The sequence below is a fragment of the Nonomuraea sp. NPDC005650 genome, from assembly GCF_040605375.1.
Taxonomy (GTDB): Bacteria; Actinomycetota; Actinomycetes; order Streptosporangiales; family Streptosporangiaceae; genus Nonomuraea.
Map to the genome: position 1 here is coordinate 1 of NZ_JBEXCR010000091.1, position 24,945 is coordinate 24,945.

Below are 24,945 nucleotides of genomic sequence, written 5' to 3' on the forward strand. Positions count from 1 at the left end.
CAGCACCTGCCACGGACCGAGGAATCTGATCTCCAACGCCATACGGAGCGCTCCCACCCTTTCACCACAGTCGACATCATCACGACCTGACCGATGCAACACCGTCATCACGCGAAATCCGGCATCCCAGATCACCTACGCATGTCTAGACGTGCAGGCTTACACGTGACTTGCAGCAGACTCGCCAGGGAGACCGGTCCCATAGCGTCCGTGCCGGCATGCGCCTGCGCTGATCATCGCTCATACCCGGCTATGCCCGAGTCGCCACCTGCCCCAGAACTCGGGTCATCCCTGAGAGAAACCGATCTGGCCGGGTCAGTTCGCTCCCGCCCGGATCAGGCGGTGTGCCATGGTCACGCGACCTATCGCGCGGCTCCCACTCCGGCACTGGAGATATGGAAATGCACGCCCGCCGAGACAGAGAGCGCGACGACGGGCACAGTGAGCACATCTTCCGGGTCGCCGAGCGTGAACTCGAGGTCCTCACCCCCTCGGGCCGTAGGCCGTCATGAGGACGTGCACGAGGATGAGGACGACGATCCAGAACACGGCGCGTCTGGTCGGCGGGGGGCCGCTGCGCAGCAGGGAGATGCCCAGGGGGATGAAGGCGACGCAGAGGCCGCCCACGGCGATGAAGGACTGCGGTTCGGTGCCTTTGAGCGTCCCGAGCGCGAGCGCCGCCATCAGGCCGAGCGCGATCGAGCGGACCAGCCCCAAGGCGCCCGAGCGGTAGGCGCCGACGGCCAGCACGATCCAGCCGAAGAAGGCCGGTCCGGACATGGCCCTGAACGGATGCCAGATCGTGTCCCGCCACGCCAGGTAGTAGCCGTCGATGCCGCCGAGCATGGTCTGCAGGCCAAGGCTGTCGGTCAGGTGAAAGGCCAGGTGATCTGTGCCGAACTGGAAGGTACGGGTGAACAGGCCGACGAGCACCAGGCAGCCGCCCCACAGTCCCCACAGCGGGTTGGTGGCGGCGATCCTCTGCGCCAGCGTCATGACGGCCGGACACAGCAGCACGAACCCGCCGGCGAAGCAGACGTAGGCTGCGGTGACGAGGGCGGGATGCTGGGTGTAGGCCACGAGCTGATAAGGGACGAAGTAGTAGAACGGGGAGCGCAGGAGAGTCCCGGTCATGATCAGGATGGGGCCGCCGATGAACGAGATCGCGCTCACCCAACGGCCGGGGAACGAGGGCCGGCGGTCCAGACCGGCAGCGGCGTTGGCGGCCCGCCGGTCGGCGTCGGCCTGCCGCCATCGCGTGAATTGACCTCGAAGATCAATGTTCATGGATTACCGCCCGTCTTGTTCGCTTCGGAGCGCTCCGGCCTGGGATGCCGAGGGCGCTCCAGCAGCATGAAGGGCGAGGCAACGGGCACGCGTCTGGCTCAGGTCGCATCTTGGCCGGCAGACACGAGCAAGGAATACAACCCCAGACAGAAGTACATGTCCAACCGTGGGCTGATGCCGAATGATCGGCTGAGACGATAACTTCCCGTCATGGAGTGGGCACGGCGGATCGACGGAAAGGGCGCTGCCGACGCGGCGGTGGCCGTCATCGTGGCGCTGACCGTCGGATACGCCATTGTCGACCCGCCCGGGCCGTCGTCGACGTGGCCCGCCTGGTCCGCATGGCCGGTAGCGGCGGTCGTGAGCTTGCCGGCTGCAGTTCGGCGGTTTCGGCCGCGCACCATGCTCGCTCTCGCGGGCGCCGCCGGCGCTGCAGCGACTGTGACCGGCGCCGTCGCGGCAGGCGTGATCTGGCTGACATTCGTGCCGACCGTCCTGGTGCTGTACATAGTGGCCGCCACCGCCTCGGCTGTCTGGTCGGTGATGGGCCTGGCGGCCTGCACGCTCGGAGCGGTCGCAGCCATTCTGATCTTCTACGACCAGGTGCTCCCCGGCCTCCCACCCGCGGCGGCGCCCACCGAGATGCCGCCGTACTGGCCGGTGGAGATCGGTGCGACCTGCATCCTCCTGACCACCGCATGGGCCGTGGGGACGGTCGTCCGCTGGAAACGGGACACGACCGCCCGCCTCGTCCGCCACCTCGCCGAAGCCGCAGTGGCCGATGAACGCAGGCGCATCGCCCGGGAGTTGCATGACGTGATCGGCCACAGCATGAGCCTGATCGCCGTCAAGGCCACCGTGGCCAACCACGTCGCCGACGAGCGTCCGCAGGAAGTACGCGCCGCGCTGGACGTCATCGAGCAGACCAGCCGCAGCACGCTCGCCGAGATCCACCGAGTGCTCGGCCTCCTGCGGTCCGACGGCGATCTACAGGAGACCCACGTACCCGTCCCCGGCATGGCGAACCTGCCTGAGCTCACCGCCCACGCCCGCTCGGCCGGCGTCGAGGCGGACCTGACCGTACGCGCAGAGGCCGAACTGCCGCCCACGGTCGCGGTGTCGGTGTATCGGATCGTGCAACAGGCCCTGACCAACGTCATCACCCACGCGGGCCCCACCCGCTGCACGGTCACCGTGGACGTCGATGAGCGGGCAGCCGTTATCGAGATAGTCGACGACGGCCCCCGCCACGGCCGCCCACCGCGAACGGTCCCCGGCGGACACGGCCTGATCGGCATGCGCGAACGGGTCAAACTGTACGGAGGCACGTTCAGCGCAGAATTCCGGCCCGAAGGAGGCTTCCGCGTGGCGGCTCGACTGCCCTACAACCCGAACGGCACCACGACATGACCACCGACACCGGCCCGCACGATCCGCCCCCGCCCATCCGAGTCCTGCTCGCCGAGGACCAGGTCCTGATACGCGACAGCCTCAAAATCCTCATCGACGCCACACCAGGACTGGCCACCGTCGGCGAAGCGGGCACCGGCGCCGAAGCCATCCTCCTGGCCCGTCGCCACCGACCGGACGTCGTCCTCATGGACGTGCGGATGCCGGACATGGACGGCATCGAGGCGACCAGACGCATCTGCGCCGACCCCGACAGCGCCGGCATCCGCGTGCTGATCCTCACCACGTTCGACCAGGACGAGTACGTATACGCGTCACTCAGAGCCGGCGCCAGCGGGTTCCTCGTCAAGAGCGCCACAGCGACCGAACTCCTGGCCGCCATCCGCGTCATCGCCTCCGGCGAAGCACTGCTCGCGCCCACCGTCACCCGCCGGCTCATCGCCGAGTTCCTGCGCGGCCCGCACCCCGCCCCGGCCCTGAGAGATCTCAGCGACATCACCCAACGCGAGCGTGAGGTGCTCACCCTCGTCGGCAAGGGAATGTCCAACTCCGAGATCGCCGAGCACCTCCACCTCACGGTCGGCACGGTCAAGACCCACATCAGCCGCCTCCTGGCCAAACTGCACGCCCGCGACCGAGCCCAACTCGTCGTCGCCGCCTACGAAGGCGGGCTCATCACCATCCCAGAGGGCCGCCGGTAACCAACGGACGAGGCGCCGCCAGCAGATGCTTGCCGCGGCAAGCCTCGTGAACGCTTCGTGGATGTCGTCGCCAAACGAGCGTAACGGCTCCACCCCTGACCTCCTGACCAGCGCCGAGCCGCTCCACGACAGACCCGACGCCACCAGCTTTCCGGCGAGTGGTTGTGGACCCGGTCGTCTCGGGAGCGCCCGCCAGCTCGGAGCTATTCGGCAGAACGCGGCCCAGTGGGCGGTTTTGGTGTTGGTGGATTACGGGCGAAGCCCGTGCTTTTTGTGTTTTTGAAGTGTTTGTCCCCACCCATGCCCTTTACAAAGTAGATCTCCCAGGAGGCAGGAGTCGAGCCGAGGCGGCACGCGCACGGTTCGTGCCTCCAAGCCCACAGCCACCTGCGGCGCCGTGCCGCGACCTGAGGCGTGTGCTGGACAGCACGCGAGACTGCGGGCCGCAGACGCGGAGGGCTCTCCCCCGATGTACGGGCCACGCTCTTCCGCGCACTGCCCACGATCAAGGGCAGCACGCCGACTCAGGATGTGCCCGTCGCTGACAGGCGACGAGGTGTGGCATTCCACCTCACCGACACGGCGGCGCGCAGTCACCTCGGCCTGGACCCGCAGAGCGTCCACTACCTGGGTACCGACTCAACGCGGTTGAAGGACTGGACCTACGAGTTGGTCGATGGCGGTAGGGAGACCTTCAAGGCGGGCGCGGTGGGCCTGACCGCGCAGCTCGAAGCCACTGGTGCGGGCGGCCCGCCGGACCGTCTCGGTCTCGGCGACGCTCGCTCAAGCCAGGCCGGACTGGAGTTCGCGGGTCTCCCACCGCTTCGGCTACGCGTGCGACAACCTGTGGCCGAACCGGAACGTAGCGGCGGGCCCGTCGGCAGCGATGAACCGGTACGGCGGGTGCCTTCGCGGGCGGACGGGAGTGCGCATGGAGCCGACCGGGGAGGAACCCGGAGCCCGGCAGGCACGCGCGGCCCGGGAACGGATCGCCGTCGTGGTGCGGCGCATGGGCGGCGGCCTGCTGAAGCTGTCGCCGCACGGGATCGTGGTGACGCTGTGCGCGTGCGCCCTCATCCCGCTGACCTCCGGCAACCTGCTCGCCGCCGGGGCCGACGTGCTCGGCGGGGTGGGCGGCAACGTGCTCGCCGACGTGCTGATCAAGGCGGCGGACGCGCTGCGGCGGCGTACCTCCGGCCGTCCCCCCACGCAGGAGGAGCTCGAGGACGAGGTCGTCGCCCGGCTCCTCGCGGGCCTGGAGGAAGGCGGGGAGGGCGCCGGGGAGCTGCGGCGCGCGATGGCGGCGGTGCTGCACCGGGTGGACGCGGCGGGCGCCGCCATCGAGGCGGCCCTCGTCAGCGGCGACCGCCGCATCCAGGAGCGCCTCACCGAGGCGTTCGGCGAGCTGAGCGGCGACTTCGCCGAGTTCCGCCTGCTTCTGGAGGACATGTCGCGCAAGGTCGCGGAGCTCCTGCGGGTACGGCACCGCGAGGAGGCGCGGGCACAGAGCGACCGGGATCTCATGCTCAGGCAGTACGAGCATTCGATCCGGATCCTCGAAGAACTGTCGCTGCTCAACGGGCGTCTGGACGTCACGCGACCGGAGGGGGCCGCTGGTCCCCGCTGGCGTGCGGGGCGGGCGCCGTACCGGGGCCTGTGGCCGTTCGAGCGGGAGCACGCGCCGATCTTCCACGGCCGTGAACGGGACACCGCCCGGCTGCTGAGCCGGCTGGCAGAGCGCCTGACCGGATCGGGCCTGGTCATGGTGGCCGGGGCGTCGGGAGCGGGCAAGTCCTCGCTGCTGCGGGCCGGGCTGCTGCCCGCGATCTCCCGGGGCCTGCTGCCCGGCGCGCCCGGCAGCGAACACTGGCCGCAGGTGCTGATGACGCCGGGAGAGCACCCGCTCGACGAGCTGGCGGTCCGGCTGAGCCATCTCGGCGATCTGCAGGCAGGAGCGGTGCGCCGCTCGCTGGGCGCCAACCCTCAGGACGCGCACCTGACCGTGCAGCACGCTGTGCTGGCCGAGGCCGAACGGCTGAAGCGGCGCGACCCGGGCCGGCTGGTGCTCGTCGTGGACCAGTTCGAGGAGGTGTTCCTCCTGGCCGGGCGGGAGGAACGGGAGGCGTTCGCCACCGCCCTGGTGGCGGCGGCCCGCTCGTCCGCCCTCGTGGTCCTGGGCGTGCGCGGCGACTTCGCCACCGAGTGCAACGCCCATCCCGCGCTGGCCGAGGCGCTGGACGGCGGGCAGTACACGCTGGGCCCCATGTCGGAGTCCGACCTGCGCCGCGCCATCACGGGACCGGCCACGGCGGCCGGGGTGCGGGTCGAGCCGGCGCTGGTCGACGACGTTCTGCGCGACCTGCGCTCACGAACCGGCGAGGCCGGCTTCGGCACCGGCGCCCTGCCCCTGCTGTCGCACGCGATGCTGCTCACCTGGGAGAAGTGCGCGGGCGGCACGCTGACGAGCAGCGCGTACGGCGAGATCGGCGGGATCGCCCACGCCGTGGAGTCGGCCGCCGACGAGGTGTACGACGGCCTTTCCGCCGGACAACGGAAGGTCGCGCGGGAGGTCTTCCTGAGGCTGGCCGTCATCGGACCTGACGGACGGCCCGTGCGCCGCCGGGTGGCGGGCGGAGAGCTGGCCGGCAGGCGTCCGGCGGGCGGCACGGACGACGTCGAGGCGGTGCTGGAGGCGTTCACCGAGCGCCGGCTCCTGGTCCGGACCGGCGACACGGGCGGTGCCGCGCACGGCGCCGTGGAGATCGCCCATGACGCGCTGCTGGAGGAGTGGCCCAAGCTCAACCGGTGGCTCGACGAGGGCCGCGGCGACCACGTGCTGTTCCGCCAGTTCCTGGACGGCGTCGCCGACTGGGAGGCCAAGAAGCGCGACCCCGCCTTCCTCTACCGCGGCACCCGGCTGGCGGCGCTGCGAGAGGTGTTCCCGCGCTGGGAGGCCGACCCCGTGCGCGGGCCCGCGCTGACCGGCGCGCAGCGGGCGTTCCTGCGCGAGAGCGAGCGGCTGGAGAGGCGGGCCGTCCGCTTGCGCCGCGCGGGTGTGGCCGTGCTGGTGATCCTGTTCCTGACGTCGGTGGTCGGGGCGGGCGTCGCCGCGAACCGCGCCGCCGAGGCGAGCGCGCAGGAGAACGCCGCGCGATCGCGCGAACTGGCGGGCCGCAGCCTGGAGCTAGCCGAGACCGACCCGGCGCTGTCTCGGCTGCTGGCGGCGGCGGCCCGGCGGATGAGGGACACGCCGGGGGCCCGCGCGGCCATGACCGCCGCGCTGCTCAACCCGGCCCGCTCGGTGTTCACGGGCCACGCGGGGGTGGTGGAGGAGGTGGCGTTCGCGCCCGGCGGCAGGCTCCTGGCCTCGGCGGGGCGCGACGGCACCGTCCGGCTGTGGGACACCGCGACCGGCCGCCAGGCCGCGAGCTTCGCGACCGGGCCTGGTGAATGGGCGACGGGGCTGGCCTTCAGCCGGGACGGCCGGCTGCTGTTCGGCGCGAGCCGCACGGAGCAGGCCGACGGGGGCGCGATCCGGGTCTGGGACGTCGCCACCCGGCGTCCCTCGGGCGATCCGATCACCGCCGATGGGACCAGCACGCCCTTCGAGGCGCTGGCCATCAGCCGGGACGGCGCGACGCTCGCCGCCTCCGGAGGGGACGGCACGCTGTACCTGTGGGACGTCGCCACCCGCCGGCGGATCGGGGACTTCGGGGCCGACCAGGCCGAGGACGTCACCTTCAGCCCGGACGGCAGGACGCTCGCCACCGCCGGAACGCGGGGGCAGGTGCTGTTCTGGGACGTGGCCCGCCGCCGTGAGATCAAGCCCAGCCCGGTGACCCGCAGGGGGAACATCGCGGCGTGGAAGGTGGCCTTCACCCCCGACGGCACCAAGCTGCTGAGCGTCGACAGCGACGACACCGTGCGCTGGTGGGACACCGCCACCCACACGCAGCTCGGCGCCCCGCTCAAGGGGCCCGGCGCCGCTCTGGCCGTCAGTCCCGACGGCACGCTGCTGGCCGCCGACGGTGGCGGCGGCACGGTCGTCCTGTACGACACCCTCACCCGCGAGCAGGTGGGGACGCCCCTCGTGGGCCACACCGGCACGCCCCAGGACGTGACGTTCTCCCCGGACGGGACGCGGCTGGCGAGCGCCGGCGTCGACGGCACCGTCCGCGTGTGGGACCTGCTGCGCGGCCGGCAGGCCGGCAGACCTGTCACCAAGCGGGGCACGGGCACCATCTACCGCATGGCGCTCAGCCCCGACGGGCGCACGCCGGCCACATCGGGCGCGCCCGGCGCCTTTCTGTGGAACCTGGCCACGCGCGACCGTCTCGCAGGGCCCGTATCGGCCGGTGAGATGGGCGAGCACGGCCCGGTCGCCTTCAGTCCCGACGGCAAGGTGCTGGCCACCGGAGAGAGCAACGGGGCGATCCGGCTGTGGGAGGTCGCCACGCGACGCCAGATCGGGGTACCGCTGCTCGGCCACGCCGCGCAGCTCGACAACTGGGTGCTGGCGCTGGCGTTCAGCCCCGACGGCGCCATGCTCGCCAGCACCGGATTCGACGACACGCTACGGTTCTGGGACGTGCGCGCGCACCGGCAGATCGGCGCGCCGGTGACCGGCGTCCAAGCTTCGTCCCTGGCCTTCTCCCCCAACGGCGCCACCCTCGCCGTCGGCATGGACGACGGCAGCATCAGGCTCCTCGACCCGCGCACGCGCCGCGACGATGCCGCCCCTCTGCGCGGCCACACCGGCGCCGCCGAGCATGTCACCTTCAGCCCGGACGGCCGCCTCCTCGCCAGCGCGAGCGCCGACCGGACGATCCGGCTGTGGGACGTGGCCACCGGACGACAACTCGGGCAGCCGCTGGTCGGACACACCGACACGGTCTGGATGGTGGCCTTCTCCCCCGACGCCCGGCAGCTCGCCGGCGCCGGCCGCGACGGTACGATCCGGCTCTGGGACGTCGCCACCGGGCGGCAGCTCGGCCGCCCGCTGACCGGCCATCGCGAGGACGTCTCCGCAGTGGCCTACACCCCCGACGGCCGCACGCTCGTGAGCGCCGGCTACGACAAGACGATCCGGCTGTGGAACGTGGCCCTGCCCGCCGTGAGCGAGGAGAACGTCTGCGCCTTGGCCCAGCGGGCGCTCACCCGGCAGGAATGGGACCTGTACGTGCCGGGCAGAGCGTACGAGCCGGTGTGCGCCGGCCCCTGAGCGGGGTCTACAGATCGTTCTTGGCGAGCCAGGCCAGGCACGCCTCGGCCACCTCACGCCAGCCGTGGTCGATGGTCAGGGAGTGGCCCCGGTCGGGGAACTGCTGGATCTCGGTGATCGCGGCGGAGCCCCGATACTGCTTGAGCGTCGCTTGGGTGACCGTCTCGGGGACGGTGTGGTCCTTGCCACCGGCGATCAGCAGCAGCGGGCCCCGCGCGTCGTTGCCGGTGTCGACCTTGGCGGGCGAATGGGGGGAGAAGTTCGCGACGGCGGCCTCGAACAGCGGCTTGCCCGGCGCGGGGATGGTCCAGCGTTCGTACAGCTCGGCGGCTTCCTGAGCCGGGATGGCGTTGCCGAACGCGTAGGTGAACTGGTCGAGGGTGAGGGAGACGGCCCGGTGCCTGTTGGCCGGGTTCTTGAACACCGGCAGGGTCGAGCGCAGCGCCGACAACGGCAGCGGCAGCACCCCTTTGATCTGCGCGGCGTCGATCGCGATCGCGGCTCTGGCCAGGTCCTGCCCGAGCAACTTCTCGGCGATCATGCCGCCGAAGGAGTGACCGATCAGGATCGGCTTGACGTCCAGAGCGTTGATGATCTTCGTGTAGTGGGCGACGACGTCGTCGATGCCGTGGTCGGCGATGCTGTCGGGGTTCTTGCGGGACAGTTCGACGCTTTCGCCGTCGCCCGGCCAGCCGGGGGCCGCCGCGTCGTAGCCCGCGGTCGTGAACAGCTCGGTCCAGGAAGACCAGGAGGTGGCGTGCAGCCAAAGGCCGTGGATGAAGAGGACGGGAACGGTCGGTGCGGTCATCGGTTGCTCCTACGGAACACGACTGTCATGCCGGATGGGTGTGCTTGACCGCCTGGGTCGCGGTCGAAGCGGAAGCTCCTGCGGTCATGGCCTCACCGTAGGAAGCTCCCCGCGCGCCTCGCGAGCGTCACATGACTGTGTCACCGAACGTCACCAGCGCGTAGCGGTCAGGTGAGGCCGATACGCGCAGGGCCGTGGTCAAAGCCGATCGCGAGGTGATCGCCAGCTTGGGGAAGATCCTGTAGAGGTGGGAGCTGACGGTTCGATGGGACAGGTAGAGTTTCTCGCCGATCTCCCGGTTCGTCAGGCCGTCGGCCGCCATCTGGGCGATCTGGAGCTCCTGCGCGGTGAGCACGTCGCGGGCTTCGCTGCTGCGGCTGCGGCTGCTCTCGCCGGCGGCCCGCAGCTCCTGACGCGCTCGCTCGCTCCAGGGGATCACCCCCAAGGCGTCGAACGTCTCGCGAGCCGTGCGCAACGGCGCCCGCGACTCGGCCGTACGCCGCTGGCGCCGGAGCCACTCACCGTACGCCAGCTGCAGCCGGGCCCGTACGAAGGGCCATCGCCGCAGGTCGGCCCCCATCGCGGCGGCGAAGAACGGCTCTGCCGCGGCCTCGTCGGCCAGGACCGCCCGGGCATAGCGCAGGTCGGCGTGCAACGACGGCGACGGTGTGGTGAGCGCCACCGCCTCCAGTTCGGCGACGATGCCGGCGACCGCGCGGGCTTGACCGCTGTGCACCGCGGCATCTGCGAGTTCAGCCAGGGAAAAGCAGCGTAACGCCAGGTGGAAGGCCGGATCGGCGGGATCGTGCATCCGTCGCAGCTGGTCGAAGGCGTCGGCGTAACGTCCCTCGCCCAGCGCGGCGAGCCCGCGCGCGAGCTGCACCGTGGCCAGCACGGGGCGGGCTCCGACGGGCAGGGCCACCTGCTCGGCCGCCGCCGCGAGGCTCTCCACGCGATCTTGCTCGCCACGTAGCGCGGCGACCACCGCGCCTGAGGCCTGAGCTATGGCGTGCATCAGCGGCTGGGAGGTCTCGTGCGCCAGCCGAGCGGCCTCCTCGGCCGCGGGGATGGCCACGCTCAGGTCGGCCAGCCGGGCCGCGCTCCACGCCTGCGCGCCGAGGTCCCGTGCCAGATGGCTGAGCCGCCCCTGCGCACGCAGGGCCGGCAGCGACGCGGCACAGAATTCCTCCGACAGGTCGAACGCCCCCACCATCAACGCCGAGCTGCCCAGCAGGCGGGCCGCCAGCCGGCCGCCGGGCGGATGAGCGGCCAGCCGGCGCAATCGCTCCAGCACGACCTTGCCACGCTCGATCGGAGCCGCGAACGCCAAGACCGTCAGCAGCCGCCCGTCCAGATCGTCGACGGGCAGGCCCTCGGCCACGGTGACGACGCGTTGCCGTGACCGCTCGTCGGCATGAGCCCAGAAGCAGCGCAAGGCCGCGCTGGACAGGAGTTTCAGCGCGAGATCGACGTCGCCCTGCGCGGCCATGCTCTCGGCGAGGTCTGCCAGCGAATGCGCTGCCGCGCTGTCGTCGCGGATGCCGTCCTCGAAACCCTCGCGGATCCACACGATCCGGGCCCGCTGCCGGGCCGACGGCCGCAACTGCTCGCCCTCCCCCAGCAGCCGTACGACGAGATCGCGCCGTCCCATCTCGGCGGCGTACTCGGCGGCCCGCACCAGCCGTTCACACCGGTGAGCGGGATTCTCGCTGAGCCTGGCCGCGTGCTCCAGCGCCGCGACGGCCGCCAACAGGTCGCCCCGGCGTCGCACGCTTCTGGCCACGGTGTCCAGCTCGGCGGCGATGCTCTCATCCGGCCTGGAGGTGGACGCCGCGCGGTGCCAGAGGCGACGATCCTGTCGGCCGGTGAGGACGCCGGCCAACGCGGCGTGCACCGCGTGCCGCTGAGAGATGGTCGCCCCCTGGTAGATCGCCGAGCGCATGAGCGGGTGCCGGAACGACACTCCGGCCTCGTGCACGTCGACCAGCCGTACGGTGACAGCGGGCGTCAGATCGTCTGCCGTGGCCGCAACGCCGGTGATCAGCGCGGTGGCGTCGAGGATCTCGGAAAGGGCGGTGCTGTCGTTGAGCGCGGCCACCAGCAGCATGGTCCGAACGGTCGAGGGCAACCCCGACATGCGGGCGGTGAAGGTCTGCTCCAGCCGGGTGGTCAGCGGGAGCCACCCCGGCGGCAACGGCCCCTTCCCGTCCTGCGTTTCCGCGGCGATCGGCAGCTCGACCAGGGCCAACGGGTTTCCAGCGGCCTCCCGCAGCAACCGTGCGCGCACCGCCGGCTTCAGGGCGGGACTGTAGGCGTCCAGCAAGGCGGTCGCGGCCGTGTCATCGAGGCGATCGAGGAGCAACTCCGGCAGCCCTGCCCCGTCGAGCGGGCTCCGGAAACCGTCGCGGATCGCGGCCAGCAGCACGATCGGTTCGGACTCCAGCCGCCGCGCGACGAACGCGAGCACGTCGGCGCTGGCGCGGTCCAGCCAGTGAGCGTCCTCGACCAGGAGCAGGACGTGCGAGCGGGCGGCGGCCTCGCCCAGGAGGTTCAGCGCCGCCAGGGCGATGAGGAACGGGTCGGGCACCCGGGCGTCGGTCAGCCCGAACGCCGCTCCCAGCGCGTCACGCTGGGGGGCGGGCAGTTCCCCGATCTCGGCACGAAGGGGAAGCAGCACCTGATGCAGACCGGCGAAGGGCATGTGCGTCTCCGATTCCACGCCGGTCGTCCGTAGGATCCGCATGCCCAGGGCGGCCGCGGTCCCCGCCGCGTCCAGCAGCAAGGCCGACTTCCCGATGCCCGGCTCGCCGCGCACCAGCATCGCCCCACCGCGCTCGCGGACGCCGTCCACGAAGTCGCCGAGCCGCCGCCTTTCGGGCTCCCGCCCGAAAAGCGCCGACCGGTCTGCCGACGTATGAAGCCGTGATCGCCCGCACTCGGGGACCTGTCTGGCGAACGTGACCTCCGGGCAGGGACGGACCGGCGAGCCGGGGGTGGCGGTGATGAGGGTGCCGCCGGGGACGAGGACCATGCCTTCGTCGGGAACGCGGTTCATGGGCATTCCGGCCTTTCCCTTGTTCGTGGTCTGGGCGACTTGCCTGCGGCGGCGTTCATATCAAGCCGGCCCCGATGTCACCGGATGTGACCGGTGTCCGATCCCGCGAGGGCGGCCGCCTCGCGGATGAGGCCGGCGACCGTGGCCGGCTGGGAGACGTGGACGGCGTGGCTGCCGATGACCTCGACGACCTTCGCTCCGGCGCGCTCGGCCATCATGCGCTGGGCCGGCGGCGGGATCATCCGGTCCTCGGTCGCCACGAGGTACCAGCTGGGCCTGTGCCGCCAGGCCGGTTCGGCGACCGACCCGTCGAGGGCGTCCACGCCCCACGGGACCTGGGAGTCTGCCATGAACGCGGTCACCTGCTCGGGCAGGTCGGCGGCGAACGAGGCGGCGAACTCGTCGCGGCCGAGGAAGAGGAAGCCCTCCACGGGAGGAAGGATGGGCGGCACCGGCGCCCCGGCGATGAGGGTGCTGACCGATTCGCCCCGGTCGGGGGCGAACGCGGCGATGTACACCAGCACCACGACGTTGGGGTGCGTACCGGCCTCGCTGATGACGACCCCGCCGTAGGAGTGGCCGACCAGGACGGCCGGGCCGTCGAGGCCGTCCAGGACCCGGCGGGTCACCGCGGCGTCGTCCTCCAGCGACAGCGTCGGGTTCTGCACGATGTGGACGCGCAGTCCGTCCCTGGTCAGCTCGTCGTAGACGCCCCGCCAGCCGGATCCGTCCACGAAGCCACCGTGCACGAGCACGATGTTCCTGATGGTGGTCATGGTCGCCCCCGAGCTGGATGGACAGGCCCGGCGCCGGTCCCGGTGCACTCCATCCAAGTCGCGCGCACGTGGCCCGGCCACGCAGAACGGGACGCAGAAGTAGCGCGGAACCCGTCAGGGCGCGGCGTTCGCCAGGTCGCGGCAGCGGCCGCTCGCCTCGGCCTCGCCGATCGCCTCGTACACCTCGGCCGCCCGCGCGTGGGCCTGGCGGCTCTCGCCGGTGCGGTCCTCCTCGGCCAGCAAGGCCGCCAGTGTCTCCAGGGCGCGTGCCTGCGGGACGGGCAACTGAGCCTGCTCCATGAGGCTGATCGCCTCGGTGAGCTTGGTGATCGCCTCGGCCCGGCGGCCGAGCGATCCCAGACATTCGCCGACGCGGGCAAGCGCGATCGGCCTGGTGAACGCCGCTACGCTCGGCGTTATCCTCGAGCGGTCGTCGTCCAGCAGGGCCAGCAAGCCGAGGTACTGCTCCAGTGCCTCGGTGTACTGTCCGGCGTCGCGAAGACAGGTGCCGAGGGCGCCCAGACATTGGCAGTACCGATCGATGTCGCCGTTGGCCTTGTGTATCTCCGCCGCCCGGGTCTCCGCCGCGATGGCCTCGTCGAGCCGCCCGAGCCGTCGAAGCGCGCCCGCCGCATGGTGGTGGGCCAAGGCGATCTGCGCCGTGGCACCACCGCGGGCTGCCAGGTCCATCGCCTGGGCTGTGTAGCGCAGGGTGGTCTCCAGGTCCTCTCGCGGCACCAGATGGACCCAGGCCAGCATGTTCAGCTGCGCGGCCTGCCGGGCCGGATCGCCCAGGACAGCGGCGGCCTCGGCACCGAGGGTGAAGACCTCGTACCAGTGTGGCGCATGCATCCACCGGTCGGAGAACCAGTCCATCGACTCGGCGCAGTCGAGGACGGCGGCGAACCGGCCGATGCTCGCCACGTGACGTAACGCGCCCAGCCAGTTGTCCGCGTTCACGCGCAGCCAGTGGTCGGCCTCTTCGGGGGAGGACAGGCCGGCGAGGTCGGGGTCGGGACGGCCGTACGTGGGCTCGAACCACCGCCCGGCGGTGGTGGCCATCCGCACCAGCCACGACGCCATCGTCACGGTGAGCGCGTCGCGCTCGGCCGCGGGTTCCTCCTCCCTGAACCGGTCGCGGGCGAACAGCCGGACCAGGTCGTGGAAGCGGTAGCGTCCCAACGCGCTGTCCTGCAGCAGACCGAGGTCGACGAGTTCGTCGAGGGCGTCCCAGGCCCCCTCGGTCGACGTGCCGCCCACCACGGCGGCCAGCGCGGCGTCGAAGCTGCGGCCCGGCACCAGGGCGAGCCGGCGGAAGACCCGCCGCGTCGAGTGGGCCAGCTGCTCGTACGACAGCCCGAACGCGGTGGCTATCTTGAGATCGCCGGCGCTGAGCTGGTCCAGGCGGCGCTCCTCGTTCGTCAGCCGGGCGGCGAGGTCGGCGGCGTTCCAGCCGGGCCGGCTGACCAACCGATTTCCGGCGATCCGGAGCGCGAGGGGCAGACCGCCGCACAGCCGCGCGAGCTGCCCGACGGCCGATCCCTCGTCCGAGGCGCCGCGGTCTTTCAGGATTCCGGTCAGCAGTTCGGTGGCCTCCAGCAGGGGCAAGGGCCCCAGGCCAAGTCTGCGCACTCCCTCCAGACCGGCCAGCAGGCGGCGACTGGTCACCAGGGCCTTGCCCGCACCGCCGCCCGGCAGCAGCGGCCGAACCTGCTCCTCGGAGGCGGCGTTGTCGAGCACGATCAGCACGCGCCGCTCACGCAGCAGGGACCGGTACAAGGACGCACGCCCGGCGACGTCGCCCGGGACCTGCTGATCCGCGACGCCGAGCGCGCGAAGCAGCAGGCCCAGTGCCTCGTCAACGGGCAGCGGCTGCGCAGACATACCGAACAGGTCGAGGAAGAACACCCCGTGGGGGAACTCCGGCCGCAGGACCTGGGCGGCACGGACGGTCAACGTGGTCTTGCCCAACCCGGCAGAGCCGGTGATCAGCAGCACTCCCGCGGTGCCCGGCGCGTCCCCGGCGCGCAAGAGCTCGCTGGTCCAGGCCAGTTCCGCGGCTCGGCCGGTAAAGTCGTCGACGGAGCGCGGCAGCTCGCACAGCCCGGTCGGGCGGGCCCAGTGATCGCGCAGACGGCCCTCGCGCGCCAGCTCGACGAGCTGTCGGCGATCGGCGTCCGCCAGGCCGAGGGCGTCGGCCAGCGCGGTGACGGTCCGATGCTGGGGGCCCTTGCTGCGTCCGCGTTCCATGTCCGACAGCGTCCGGTCGCTGACCCCCGAGGCCTCGGCGAGCTGCTCCAACGTCAGACGTGCCGCGTGCCGATGGCCACGCAGCACCTCCGCGAAGCTGAGTGGGGCGCTGATCGAGTGCTCCTTCTCCGCGATCCAAGTGGAGACCACCCAAAGCTTACGGGGAAGACCGGTCACAGCGGCCTTGGCTCGGGCAACCCGCCGTCTGGAACAAGACCCGCAGTCACATAGCGCTCGGTGACGCAGTCAGGTGACGCTCGCCCGCCAAGCGAGCCGGTTTCTACGGTTTGCCCCATGAACACCCATCGCTCCTTGAGCAGCGATGCCGAGGCTCCCGACGTGGAGAGACCGGCGAGCCGGACCGCACGGTCGGCGCATTCAGCAGCCTGCGCCCCTCGCTCGCCGCGGAAAGGGGAACGCCTTGTGAACACGATCCACTCCCCCCTCAGTACGCCAGCCAGGTGACCGGGACCGTCATCGAGGACTCCGGTCACTGGATCTTCGAAGAACAGCCCGAACAGCTCACCCGCACGCTCCTGCGCTTCCTCGAGAAGAACTGACCCGACACCGGCAAGGGACGCCCGGCCCTGCCTCGGCGCCTCGTCTGAGAACCCCACTCCACCAAGGAGATCCGCCATGTCCACGTACGCGTCCCCGCTCCCCCGGCCGAGAACCCGGATCCTGACCGTCCTGGCCATCCTGGTCACGGTTCTCTGCTCATCGGCCACCGCCTCCACCGCGGCGAGCCGGCAAGCGGCCAAACCCACCGTGGTGCTGGTCCACGGCGCGTTCGCCGACGCCTCAAGCTGGAACAAGGTCGTCGCCCGGCTCCAAGGCGCCGGCTACCCGGTGATCGCCCCCGCCGACCCCCTGCGCGACCTGATGGGGGATTCGGCCTACCTGTCGAGCATCGTCTCCACCATCGACGGTCCGGTCATCCTGGTCGGCCACTCCTACGGCGGAGCGGTCATCTCCAACGCCGCCACCGGCCACCCCAACGTCAAGGCCCTGGTCTTCATCGCCGCCTTCGCACCCGAGGAGGCCGAGTCGGCGCTCGACCTGACCGGCAAGTTCCCCGGCAGCCAACTGCCCACCAGCCTGATCACCCGCCAGTACCCGCTGCCCGGCGGCGGCACCGGCACGGACGCCTACATCGATTCGGCCAAGTTCCGCGCCGCCTTCGCCGCCGACCTGCCCGCCCGCGACACCGCCCTGATGGCCGCCACCCAGCGCCCGGCCGCCCTGGCCGCGCTCGCCTCCCCGAGCGGGCCGCCCGCCTGGAAGACCATCCCCTCCTGGTACCTGGTCGCCGGCGCCGACCAGGCCATCCCACCCGCAGCCCAGCGCTTCATGGCCAAGCGCGCCGGCGCGCGCACCAGCGAGGTCAGGGAAGCCTCCCACGTGATCATGATCTCCCAACCTGACACCACCACGGCCCTCATCACAGCGGCAGCCCGCACCACGAGCTGAACCCACCCAACGCCGCGCCACCGCGGCAGGCCAGATCCCCCGCGCCTGTCGCGGTGCCCGCCCCGGCCGCCGCACCGCTCCGCCCGCCCCACGTTCGTCTGACCGCCACACCTTCCGAATGGAGACAACCCCCATGGCCCACACCAGCAGGCGAACCTTCCTCACCCGAGCGACCGCCGCCTCGGCGCTGCCCCTGGCCGCCGGCCTGCTCGGGCCCGGCGACGCGCCCGCATCCGGCGCGCTGCCCGACTACGCGCCCATCCCCGAGGCGTCGAAGGGCCCGGCGCTCAACGACCAGGGCTACTTCGTCGGCCGGATCGACGGCGACCTGTACTGGGTCACCGACTCCTTCTACCAGGCCATGTTCCTGACCACGCGCCAGGGCGTCGTCCTGGTCGACGCGCCGCCCACCATCGGGCACAACCTGCTGCGCGCCATCGACGAGGTCACCCAGGCCAACGGCCGCCCCCGGAAGGTGACCCACCTCATCTACTCCCACTCACATGCCGACCACATCGGAGCCGCCTCGATCCTCGGCAAGGACGTCATCCGCATCGGACACACCGAGACCGCGCGATTCCTGCGCCGGGACGCGGACCCGAACCGGCCGGCGCCCACGCTCACCTTCGACGACCACCACGTCCTGCAGGTCGGCGGCGAGCGCCTCGAACTGGCCTACCACGGCCCCAACCACTCACCCGACAACATCTTCGTCTACGCCCCCGAACAGGAGACCCTGATGGTGGTCGACGTGCTCTATCCCGGCTGGGTGCCGTTCAAGAACCTCGCCGTCTCCCAGGACATTCCCGGCTGGCTGCGGGCCCACGACATCGCCATGAGGTATCCGTGGCGCACCCTCGTCGGCGGCCACCTCGGCCGCCTCGGCACCCGCGCCGACGGCCACCTGCAGCAGCGATACCTGGCCGACCTGCAGACCAGCCTCCGTGACACGGTCTCCAGCCTCGACCCGGCACCGTTCTTCAGCAAGTACGGTCCGGCAGGCAACGCGTGGGCGATCTTCGCCGGCTACCTGAACGCGGTCGCCCAGCAGGCCGCCGCCCCGGTCGTCGCCGGCTACCTCGGCACGCTGGCCGCCGCCGACGTGTTCACCAAGGACAACGCCTTCGGCCTGCTGGAGTCCATGAGAATCGACACCGGCCTGCTCGGCCCCTTCAGCATCCATCCCTGACTGCCTGGTGAATCGGGAACTGAGAGCAGCGCCCGCGCGCTTCAGCGCCTGCGGGCGGCGCCCTTTACAAAGTAGAAAGGCTTCCGCGAACGTACACGCCGATCTGGTCAAGAATCGCGTCTGCGGGTGGGGAGCAGGAGGGCCGCGACGAAGGCGACGGCGAGCGTGCCCGCGCAGATCCAGAAGCTGGTGGTGAAGCCGGCCTCGGACGGCACGTGGCCGGCGGTGGCGTTGGCGGACAGGGTCGCGGCCAGGACGGCGGTGCCGATGCTGCCGCCGATGGAGCGGGCAAGGGTGTTGATGCTCGTGGCCGCGCTGGTCTGAGACGGTGGCACGGTGGCCAGGATCGCGTTGGTCATGGCGGCGGACGCCAGGCCGAGTCCGATCCCCATCAGCGAGACCGCGGTCAGCAGCTGCCACGCCGCGCTGTGCGCGACGGCGAGCAGCACGTACGACGCCGTGACCATGACGATGCCCAGCACCAACGGGAGTTTGGCCCCGAAGTGCCGGTCCAGCGCACCCGACAGCGGCGCGAACACGACCATCGCCACGGTCGCGGGCAGCAGGAACAGGCCGGCTTCGCTGACGGACTTGCCCAGGCCGTAGCCGGTCTCGGCCGGCAGTTGGAGCAGGAGCGGCACCAGCAGGAACGAGCCGAACGTGGCCACCCCGAAAGCGATGCCGGCGATGTTGGTCGTCCACACGCCCCGGCTGGCGAGCATGCGCATGTCCACCAGCGGTGCGCGAGCCCGCAGCTCGACCATCGCCCACGCGGTGAGCGTGACGGCCGCCCCGCCGAACAGGCTCAGGGTCAGGCCGCCGGCCCAGCCCCATGCGCCGCCCTTGCTGAGCGCCAGCAGCAGGCAGACCAGGCCGGCCGCCAGCAGCAGCGTGCCGGGCACGTCGATGCGGCCGGACGCGCGGACCGGGGATTCCGGGATGCCGAACACGATGCCCACGGCGGCGAGGGCGATCGCCATCAGAGGGAACCAGAACAGCCAGTGCCAGCCCAAGCCGGCCACGATCGGTCCGGCCAGCACCGCGCCGAGACCGCCGCCGGTGCCGAGCAGCGCGGACAGCAGGCCGACGGCGAGGCCGACGCGTTCGCGCGGCAGCTCGTCCCGGACGATGCCGAACGCCAGCGGCAGGATCGCGCCCCCGGCTCCTTGCAGAACGCGGCCGGTCACCAGGACGGCGAGGTTGCCGGCGAGCGCGGCGACCAGGATTCCGGTGGCGAGCACGCCGAGGACGATGAGCAGCACGCGGCGGCGGCCGAACATGTCGCCGAGGCGGCCGGCGACCGGCGTGGCGATCGCGGCGGCCAGCAGGTAGGCGGTCACGAGCCAGCTGATGTCCGCGGTCGAGGCGTTGAGCTGCCTGCCGATGACCGGCAGGGCCGGGGCGACGAGCGACTGCAGCATCGCGAACACCACCCCGGCCAGCGCCAGAGAGCCGAGCACGAGTGCGGGATTCGGGCGTCGCGGGAGAGTCGGAGCTTGCCGGGGTGTCAGGTCGCTGCGCATCGTGTCACCGGCTGACGGGGAGTTCGTGGACGCCGCAGGCGGACATGTCACACCAGAACCTGACGTACTCGTGCCGGCTCACCACCCACGCGGTGCCGCCGTCCACGCGCCGAACGCGCCAGGCCGCGCGCTCCCCCGCCGGATCGGCCCGGCAGCCCTGGGGCGGCGGGGTGGAGTCGGTCGTGACGTTCATGAGCACACGTCCTCGGTGGACTCTGGCGCGAGAGGTTCTTCTCGCGGCGCTTGGGGCTGGGGCATGCGGGGTCGCCGGTTCACCGGCCGGGCCGGCCTCCTGAAAACCCGATGGCCGGCCCGGCACGATTGCTCGTTACGGCTGGGCCGCGACGACGCGCAACAGTTGCGTGATCTCCTCGCCGGGACCGGCCGGGACGGTGTAGCCGGTCTCGTCGCGGATCTGCGCGAGGTGGTCGCGGACGTCCTCGATGGACAGCGAGGGATTGTGGTAGCCCGCGGTCCTGCTGGTGAAGAATCGGGCGACCTGGCCCGCGCCCGCGGTGAAGATCTCGCCGGTGACCGGGCAGTTCTCGTGCGCGAGGAACGCCACCACCGGTGCCACCAGCGCCGGATCGAGCTTGCCGACGATGGCGTCCATCATGGCCGTGGCCGCGGGGTCGAGCCGGGTGTTCCCGCCGAGGTGCTGGACGAGCATGCGGGTGGCGGCGATCGGCGCGATGGCGTTGACCCTGATGCCGTGCTCGGCGCCCTCCACGGCGAGGACTCGGGTGAAGCCGGCCACGCCCGCCTTGGCCGTGCCGTAGTTGCTCTTGTGCGGGCTGCCGAGCAGCCCGGCGGCCGACGTGGTGTTGATGACACGGCCGTAGCTCTGCTCCCGCATCAGCCGCCAGGCCGGCCGGGTCACGTGGAACAGGGCCTTGACGTGCACGTCGAGGACCGGGTCCAGCAGCTCGGGAGTCATGTCCTCCAGCAGCGCGTCCCGCAGGATGCCCGCGTTGTTGACGAGGATGTCGACGCGGCCGTACGTGTCGAGCGCGGCGCGGACGAGCGACTCGCCCCCGTCCGGGGTCGCGACGTCGCCGGTGTCCGCGACCGCTTCGCCGCCGTGGTCGCGGATCTCCCGGGCGACGGCCTCGGCCGGGCCGGTGTCCGCCCCGTCCCCGGTCACCGAGCCGCCGAGGTCGTTGACCACCACCTTCGCGCCCCGCGAGGCCAGCAGCAGCGCGTACTCCCGGCCGAGCCCGCCACCGGCGCCGGTGACGATCGCGACCCTGCCGTCGAACCTGAGGTCGGTCATGAAGTGTCCTCCGGTCACCAGTTGACGGGCAGGGAGTGGACGCCGTAGATGCTCATGTCGTTCCTGAACCTGATGTCCTCGATCGGCACCGCCAGCCGCAGTTCGGGGAGGCGGCGCAGCAGGGTGGGCAGGGCGATCTGCAGTTCGGCGCGGGCGAGGGTCTGGCCGAGGCACTGGTGCACGCCGTAGCCGAACGCGAGGTGCCCGCGAGCGGGCCGGGCCAGGTCGAGCGTGCCGGGGTCGGCGGTGAAGGCGGGGTCCCAGTTCCCGGCGGACAGGTTCATGATCAGCCCGTCGCCGGCCTTGACGAGCGTGCCGCCGATCTCGACGTCCTGCGTGGCGATGCGGGCGATGAGGCTGTGCACGATCGTGAGGTAGCGCAGGAGTTCCTCGACGGCGTTGGCGAGCACGTTCGGGTCGTCGGTGTCCCGGACCAGGGCGGCCAGGTCGGGGTTCTCCAGCAGCGCCACCGTGCCGAGCGCGATCATGTTGGCGGTGGTCTCGTGGCCGGCGTTGAGCAGGATCTGGCCGTTCATCGCCGCCGTCTCGCGGCTCAGCTCTCCGGTCAGTACGTGCTCGCGAATCACCCGGCTCATCAGGTCGTCGCCGGGCTCCTTCTCCTTGCGGGCCACCAGCTCCAGCATGTAGCCGAAGAACTCCCTGGAGGCCCTGGCCTTCTCCTCCGGCGGGGTGTACATGTTCATCAGCTTGCCGGTGATCGTCTGGAAGAACTCGTGGTCGGTGTAGGGAACGCCGAGCAGGAGCGAGATCACCATCGACGGGACGGGCAGCGCGTAGTCCTGAACGAGGTCGCCCGGCTGCCCCTTGGCGACCATGGCGTCGATGAACTCGCCGGCCATCGCCTCGATGTCCGGGCGCATCGCGTTGACCCGCTTGACCGTGAAGTCCTTGGTGAGCATGCGACGCAGCCGGGCGTGCTCGGGGTCGTCCATGCGGGGGAAGGTCTGCGGCGCGCCAGGACCCTCCCGTTTGACGTTGCCCTGCAGCACGCCGAGGACTTCCGCGCTGATCGCCGGGTGGGACATGGCGGTCTTGATGTCCTCGTAGCGGCTGACCGCCCACACGCTGTGGCCGTTCCAGTCGACCCGTCGCAGGCCCTCCTCATCGCGCCATCGCGTGTACTCGGCGGGCGGGTTGAACGGGCAGCGGGCTTCGCGTTCGCCGGGAAAGACCGGCAGATCAGTGGAGGTCATGAAAAATCCCCTTCTGTCAGGCGGCGGTGGTGAGTGCGGCGGTCCACGGCGTGCGGGCCGCGATGAGGGCGCGCCAGGTGCGCAACGTCTTGGCCGGCCGGCCGGCGGCGAGCACGCCGACGAGGCGATCCGCCTTGCGGTAGGCGACGAGGAGCCGGTCGCGGTCGAGGACGAGTGCCTCGTCGTGGTCGCGGAGGTCGCCGTAGGCCTGGAACCTGGTGTCGTACTGGTCGGACCAGAAGTACGGGACCGGGGCGAACGGGCGGGGCGGGGCGAGGATGTTGCGGGCGACGGCCATGCCCTGCTCGGCGGCGTTGGTGCGGTGCTCGATCCGCATCCCGGTGCTGAACAAGGGGTTGTGCCAGCGGGCCACGTCACCGACCCCGTATACGTTCTCCGCGGCGGCGCAGAACTCGTCGCACACGAGCCCGTCGTCGACGGTGAGCCCGCTGCCGGCGAGCCACTCGGTGTTCGGCGCCGAACCGATCGCCACCAGCACGTCGTCGGCCGGCACCACGGAGCCGTTGGCCAGCCGTACGCCGGTCACCCGGCCGCCGGTGCCGAGGATCCCGGTGACCGAGACCTGGGTGCGGACCGTGACCCCGTGCTCGACGTGCCTGCGGATCATGATCTGGCCGGCTTCCTCGCCGACGGCCTGTCCCAGCGGCACCGGCCCCGACTCCAGCAACGTCACCCGTACCCCGAGGGCGCGGGCGGTGGCGGCCACCTCGGCGCCGACGAACCCGGCGCCGACGATCACCAGGTGCCCTCCCGGCCGGAGTCTTTCCTTCAGCGCCAGCGCGTCCGGCAGGGTGCGCAGCGTGTGCACCCCGGCGAGAGCGTCGGTGCCGGGGAGGCGGCGGGCGCGGACGCCGGTCGCGACGACCAGGGCGTCGTACTGAAGGCGGGTGTCGTCGGCCAGCGTCACCTGCCGCCGGCTCGGGTCCAGCCCGGTCGCCGGCAGGCCCAGCCGCAGCTCCAGCCCCAGCGCGTCGAGGTCGGCAGCCGGACGCAGCGCGAGATCGCCCGGCGCCCACTGCCCGGCCAGCAGTTGCTTGGACAGCGGCGGCCGGTCGTAGGGCGGCCGTGGCTCCTCACCGACGAGCGTGATCACGCCCTCGAATCCCGCCCGGCGCAACGACTCCGCCGCCGCCAGCCCGCCGGCCGACGCCCCGACGATCACCACCCGGTTCACGACTCCGCCAGGCGGATGGCCGCGGCGGGGCACACCATGGCCGACTCCCGGACCGCGTCGTACAGCTCCGGGCCGGGCGTCTCGTCCAGCAGCACGACGACGCCGTCCTCCTCCCGCTGGTCGAACACCTCCGGCGCGAGCAACACACACTGACCGGCGGCGACGCACTTGTCGGCGGCCACGCTCACCTTCATCGGACTCCCCCTCGCCACAGCAATTGGCAGTTTGATGCCACTTCCCTTGCTGTCGCGAAACGTAGCACAACTGGCACGATGCTGCCAGTTAGTGTGACCGGGTGGTGGCCACAGAGACTGAGCGGCACCTGCGGGCCGACGCCGCGCGCAACGTCGAACGGATCGTGCGCGCCGCACACGCCGCCTTCACCGACGACGGCCCGGACGTGTCACTCGAGGAGATCGCCCGCCGCGCCGGCGTGGGCATCCGGACGCCCTACCGCCACTTCCCCCGCCGCGGCGACCTCATCCAGGCCGTCCTCGACCAACGGGTGGCCGAGGACCTCGACCCCAAGACCGAAGGCCGGCGCCGCTACCTCGGCTTCGTCCTCGACGGTCTCTCCCCCGCCACCGCGACCGTCCAACCCCCGGCCGTGCCCGTGGTCCGGAACCCGCGAGCGCGCAGCCTGTTCGACTGACCCCGCCAGCCAGTCGCCACGGCCACCCAGCCGGGCACTCCACCTTCGGCCACCTGACTACCCGACGCAACGAATCATGACCACAAGTAGTCGATTTTCAGGGCTGATCTCAGGGTGAACCCTGATGCACAGGGCTACAGTTGGCAGCAGACTGCCAGTTCTGTCCGGGGAAATCCATCTGAGAGGTGCTCATCATGGCGTTTACCAGCGTGCTGGATTGGTTGCAGTCGTTGCCGGAGCCCGCGATGCTGGCGGGAGCGGGAGTGCTCGCACTGGGGGAAGCCATCATCGGCGTCGGGTTCCTGCTTCCGGGAGAGGCGGCACTGCTGATCGTGGCGGCCACCATCGGCTCGGTGCCGGAGTTCCTGGTCATGTGGGCCGTGGTCACGCTCGGCGCCCTGTGCGGCAACGTGATCGGGTTCGAACTCGGCCGCCGCGTCGGTCCGTCATTGCGCGATACGAAACTCATCCACAAGTACGGGGGTGACGGCTGGGACAGGGCCTCGGCCCTCCTCCAAAAACGCGGCCGCTGGGCGGTGTTCACCGGCCGGCTGCTCCCGCTCGTACGTAGCTTCATGCCTGCCGTCGCCGGCGCGGCGCACATGTCCTACCGCGCGTTCCTGCCACCGGTGGCCATGGGTGCCGCCTGCTCGACGGCGCTACCCCTGCTGGTCGGCATCGCGGCAGCCGCGGGTCTGGGAAACGCCGACACCATGATGCTCGTCATCCTGGGCGGGTTGCTCCTCGTGGTCGTGGCGATCATCGTGATCCGCAAACTCCGCAAGAAGAAGTCCGCGGTGGCCACTGCCGGCAAGCAGGGCTAGAAGCAACGCCGTTCAGTTAGGGCTGGGGTAGCGCGTCAAGGGCTGGCCGGGATCATGTTGATGCTGATGGTGGCTTTGTAGGTGGTCCGGTCGATGG

At 71.3% G+C, this 24,945-nt stretch carries 19 protein-coding genes; 8 read left to right on the forward strand and 11 right to left on the reverse strand.

Translation table 11 applies throughout. The features are described 5' to 3' along the window. Positions 1-483 precede the first annotated feature (483 nt). Positions 484-1,287 (reverse strand): hypothetical protein, encoded by an 804-nt coding sequence (locus ABZS69_RS65330; protein ID WP_355394715.1) that lies wholly within the window; start codon positions 1,285-1,287, stop codon positions 484-486. Between the two features lie 210 nt (positions 1,288-1,497). Between ABZS69_RS65330 and ABZS69_RS65335 the strand changes: the two genes are divergently transcribed. The 3 genes from ABZS69_RS65335 (at position 1,498) to ABZS69_RS65345 (ending at position 8,619) form a co-directional block, all read left to right on the forward strand. Beyond that, positions 1,498-2,697, forward strand: coding sequence for a sensor histidine kinase (locus tag ABZS69_RS65335; protein ID WP_355394718.1), 1,200 nt, complete (start codon positions 1,498-1,500; stop codon positions 2,695-2,697). Further along, positions 2,694-3,398, forward strand: a complete 705-nt coding sequence (locus ABZS69_RS65340) for a response regulator transcription factor (RefSeq protein ID WP_355394721.1) — start codon at positions 2,694-2,696, stop codon at positions 3,396-3,398. Before ABZS69_RS65335 ends, ABZS69_RS65340 begins: the two co-directional genes overlap by 4 nt. Positions 3,399-4,329: 931 nt before the next feature. After that, complete coding sequence (locus ABZS69_RS65345) at positions 4,330-8,619, forward strand: WD40 repeat domain-containing protein (protein WP_355394724.1); 4,290 nt, start codon at positions 4,330-4,332, stop codon at positions 8,617-8,619. A gap of 7 nt (positions 8,620-8,626) precedes the next feature. Here ABZS69_RS65345 and ABZS69_RS65350 read toward each other — a convergent pair whose 3' ends face one another. The 4 genes from ABZS69_RS65350 to ABZS69_RS65365 form a co-directional block, all read right to left on the reverse strand. Beyond that, the gene (locus tag ABZS69_RS65350) at positions 8,627-9,427 is read right to left on the reverse strand and encodes an alpha/beta hydrolase (protein ID WP_355394727.1); all 801 of its coding nucleotides are present in this window, start codon (positions 9,425-9,427) and stop codon (positions 8,627-8,629) included. Positions 9,428-9,554: 127 nt separating this feature from the next. Beyond that, positions 9,555-12,482: an AAA family ATPase gene (locus ABZS69_RS65355; protein ID WP_355394730.1), complete on the reverse strand. Its 2,928-nt coding sequence runs from the start codon at positions 12,480-12,482 to the stop codon at positions 9,555-9,557. A gap of 77 nt (positions 12,483-12,559) precedes the next feature. Further along, complete coding sequence (locus tag ABZS69_RS65360) at positions 12,560-13,258, reverse strand: alpha/beta hydrolase (protein WP_355394733.1); 699 nt, start codon at positions 13,256-13,258, stop codon at positions 12,560-12,562. A gap of 114 nt (positions 13,259-13,372) precedes the next feature. Continuing rightward, a complete protein-coding gene (locus ABZS69_RS65365) occupies positions 13,373-15,658 on the reverse strand; it encodes a helix-turn-helix domain-containing protein (protein WP_355394735.1) in 2,286 nt (761 codons plus the stop codon). A 311-nt stretch (positions 15,659-15,969) separates the two neighbouring features. Here ABZS69_RS65365 and ABZS69_RS65370 point away from each other — a divergent pair, with 311 nt between their 5' ends. From ABZS69_RS65370 to ABZS69_RS65380, 3 genes are all read left to right on the forward strand, one after another. Continuing rightward, complete coding sequence (locus ABZS69_RS65370; RefSeq protein WP_355394738.1) at positions 15,970-16,068, forward strand: alpha/beta hydrolase; 99 nt, start codon at positions 15,970-15,972, stop codon at positions 16,066-16,068. A gap of 76 nt (positions 16,069-16,144) precedes the next feature. Further along, positions 16,145-16,978, forward strand: coding sequence for an alpha/beta hydrolase (locus ABZS69_RS65375; protein ID WP_355394741.1), 834 nt, complete (start codon positions 16,145-16,147; stop codon positions 16,976-16,978). 133 nt (positions 16,979-17,111) lie between these two features. Continuing rightward, on the forward strand, positions 17,112-18,167 hold the full coding sequence (locus ABZS69_RS65380; protein WP_355394744.1) for an MBL fold metallo-hydrolase: 1,056 nt from the start codon (positions 17,112-17,114) through the stop codon (positions 18,165-18,167). 107 nt (positions 18,168-18,274) lie between these two features. Here ABZS69_RS65380 and ABZS69_RS65385 read toward each other — a convergent pair whose 3' ends face one another. The 6 genes from ABZS69_RS65385 to ABZS69_RS65410 form a co-directional block, all read right to left on the reverse strand. Further along, on the reverse strand, positions 18,275-19,627 hold the full coding sequence (locus ABZS69_RS65385; RefSeq protein ID WP_355394747.1) for an MFS transporter: 1,353 nt from the start codon (positions 19,625-19,627) through the stop codon (positions 18,275-18,277). A gap of 67 nt (positions 19,628-19,694) precedes the next feature. After that, the gene (locus ABZS69_RS65390) at positions 19,695-19,883 is read right to left on the reverse strand and encodes a hypothetical protein (protein WP_355394750.1); all 189 of its coding nucleotides are present in this window, start codon (positions 19,881-19,883) and stop codon (positions 19,695-19,697) included. 135 nt (positions 19,884-20,018) lie between these two features. Continuing rightward, positions 20,019-20,963 (reverse strand): SDR family NAD(P)-dependent oxidoreductase, encoded by a 945-nt coding sequence (locus ABZS69_RS65395; protein WP_355394753.1) that lies wholly within the window; start codon positions 20,961-20,963, stop codon positions 20,019-20,021. 14 nt (positions 20,964-20,977) lie between these two features. Then, the gene (locus ABZS69_RS65400; protein ID WP_355394756.1) at positions 20,978-22,177 is read right to left on the reverse strand and encodes a cytochrome P450; all 1,200 of its coding nucleotides are present in this window, start codon (positions 22,175-22,177) and stop codon (positions 20,978-20,980) included. A 16-nt stretch (positions 22,178-22,193) separates the two neighbouring features. Further along, entirely contained in the window at positions 22,194-23,372 is a 1,179-nt protein-coding gene (locus ABZS69_RS65405; RefSeq protein ID WP_355394759.1) for an FAD-dependent oxidoreductase, read from the reverse strand. Beyond that, on the reverse strand, positions 23,369-23,566 hold the full coding sequence (locus ABZS69_RS65410) for a ferredoxin (protein ID WP_355394762.1): 198 nt from the start codon (positions 23,564-23,566) through the stop codon (positions 23,369-23,371). Before ABZS69_RS65410 ends, ABZS69_RS65405 begins: the two co-directional genes overlap by 4 nt. Before the next feature lie 104 nt (positions 23,567-23,670). Here ABZS69_RS65410 and ABZS69_RS65415 point away from each other — a divergent pair, with 104 nt between their 5' ends. Both ABZS69_RS65415 and ABZS69_RS65420 read left to right on the forward strand, forming a co-directional pair. Further along, entirely contained in the window at positions 23,671-24,024 is a 354-nt protein-coding gene (locus ABZS69_RS65415) for a helix-turn-helix domain-containing protein (protein ID WP_355394765.1), read from the forward strand. 194 nt (positions 24,025-24,218) lie between these two features. Beyond that, the gene (locus ABZS69_RS65420; protein WP_355394768.1) at positions 24,219-24,848 is read left to right on the forward strand and encodes a DedA family protein; all 630 of its coding nucleotides are present in this window, start codon (positions 24,219-24,221) and stop codon (positions 24,846-24,848) included. The last annotated feature ends 97 nt before the right edge of the window (positions 24,849-24,945 follow it).

Coding starts and splice junctions, on each gene's coding strand:
- ABZS69_RS65330 (WP_355394715.1), bottom strand. CDS start 1,287: ATGAACATTGATCTTCGAGGTCAATTCACGCGATGGCGGCAGGCCGAC.
- ABZS69_RS65335 (WP_355394718.1), top strand. CDS start 1,498: ATGGAGTGGGCACGGCGGATCGACGGAAAGGGCGCTGCCGACGCGGCG.
- ABZS69_RS65340 (WP_355394721.1), top strand. CDS start 2,694: ATGACCACCGACACCGGCCCGCACGATCCGCCCCCGCCCATCCGAGTC.
- ABZS69_RS65345 (WP_355394724.1), top strand. CDS start 4,330: ATGGAGCCGACCGGGGAGGAACCCGGAGCCCGGCAGGCACGCGCGGCC.
- ABZS69_RS65350 (WP_355394727.1), bottom strand. CDS start 9,427: ATGACCGCACCGACCGTTCCCGTCCTCTTCATCCACGGCCTTTGGCTG.
- ABZS69_RS65355 (WP_355394730.1), bottom strand. CDS start 12,482: ATGAACCGCGTTCCCGACGAAGGCATGGTCCTCGTCCCCGGCGGCACC.
- ABZS69_RS65360 (WP_355394733.1), bottom strand. CDS start 13,258: ATGACCACCATCAGGAACATCGTGCTCGTGCACGGTGGCTTCGTGGAC.
- ABZS69_RS65375 (WP_355394741.1), top strand. CDS start 16,145: ATGTCCACGTACGCGTCCCCGCTCCCCCGGCCGAGAACCCGGATCCTG.
- ABZS69_RS65380 (WP_355394744.1), top strand. CDS start 17,112: ATGGCCCACACCAGCAGGCGAACCTTCCTCACCCGAGCGACCGCCGCC.
- ABZS69_RS65390 (WP_355394750.1), bottom strand. CDS start 19,883: ATGAACGTCACGACCGACTCCACCCCGCCGCCCCAGGGCTGCCGGGCC.
- ABZS69_RS65395 (WP_355394753.1), bottom strand. CDS start 20,963: ATGACCGACCTCAGGTTCGACGGCAGGGTCGCGATCGTCACCGGCGCC.
- ABZS69_RS65400 (WP_355394756.1), bottom strand. CDS start 22,177: ATGACCTCCACTGATCTGCCGGTCTTTCCCGGCGAACGCGAAGCCCGC.
- ABZS69_RS65410 (WP_355394762.1), bottom strand. CDS start 23,566: ATGAAGGTGAGCGTGGCCGCCGACAAGTGCGTCGCCGCCGGTCAGTGT.
- ABZS69_RS65420 (WP_355394768.1), top strand. CDS start 24,219: ATGGCGTTTACCAGCGTGCTGGATTGGTTGCAGTCGTTGCCGGAGCCC.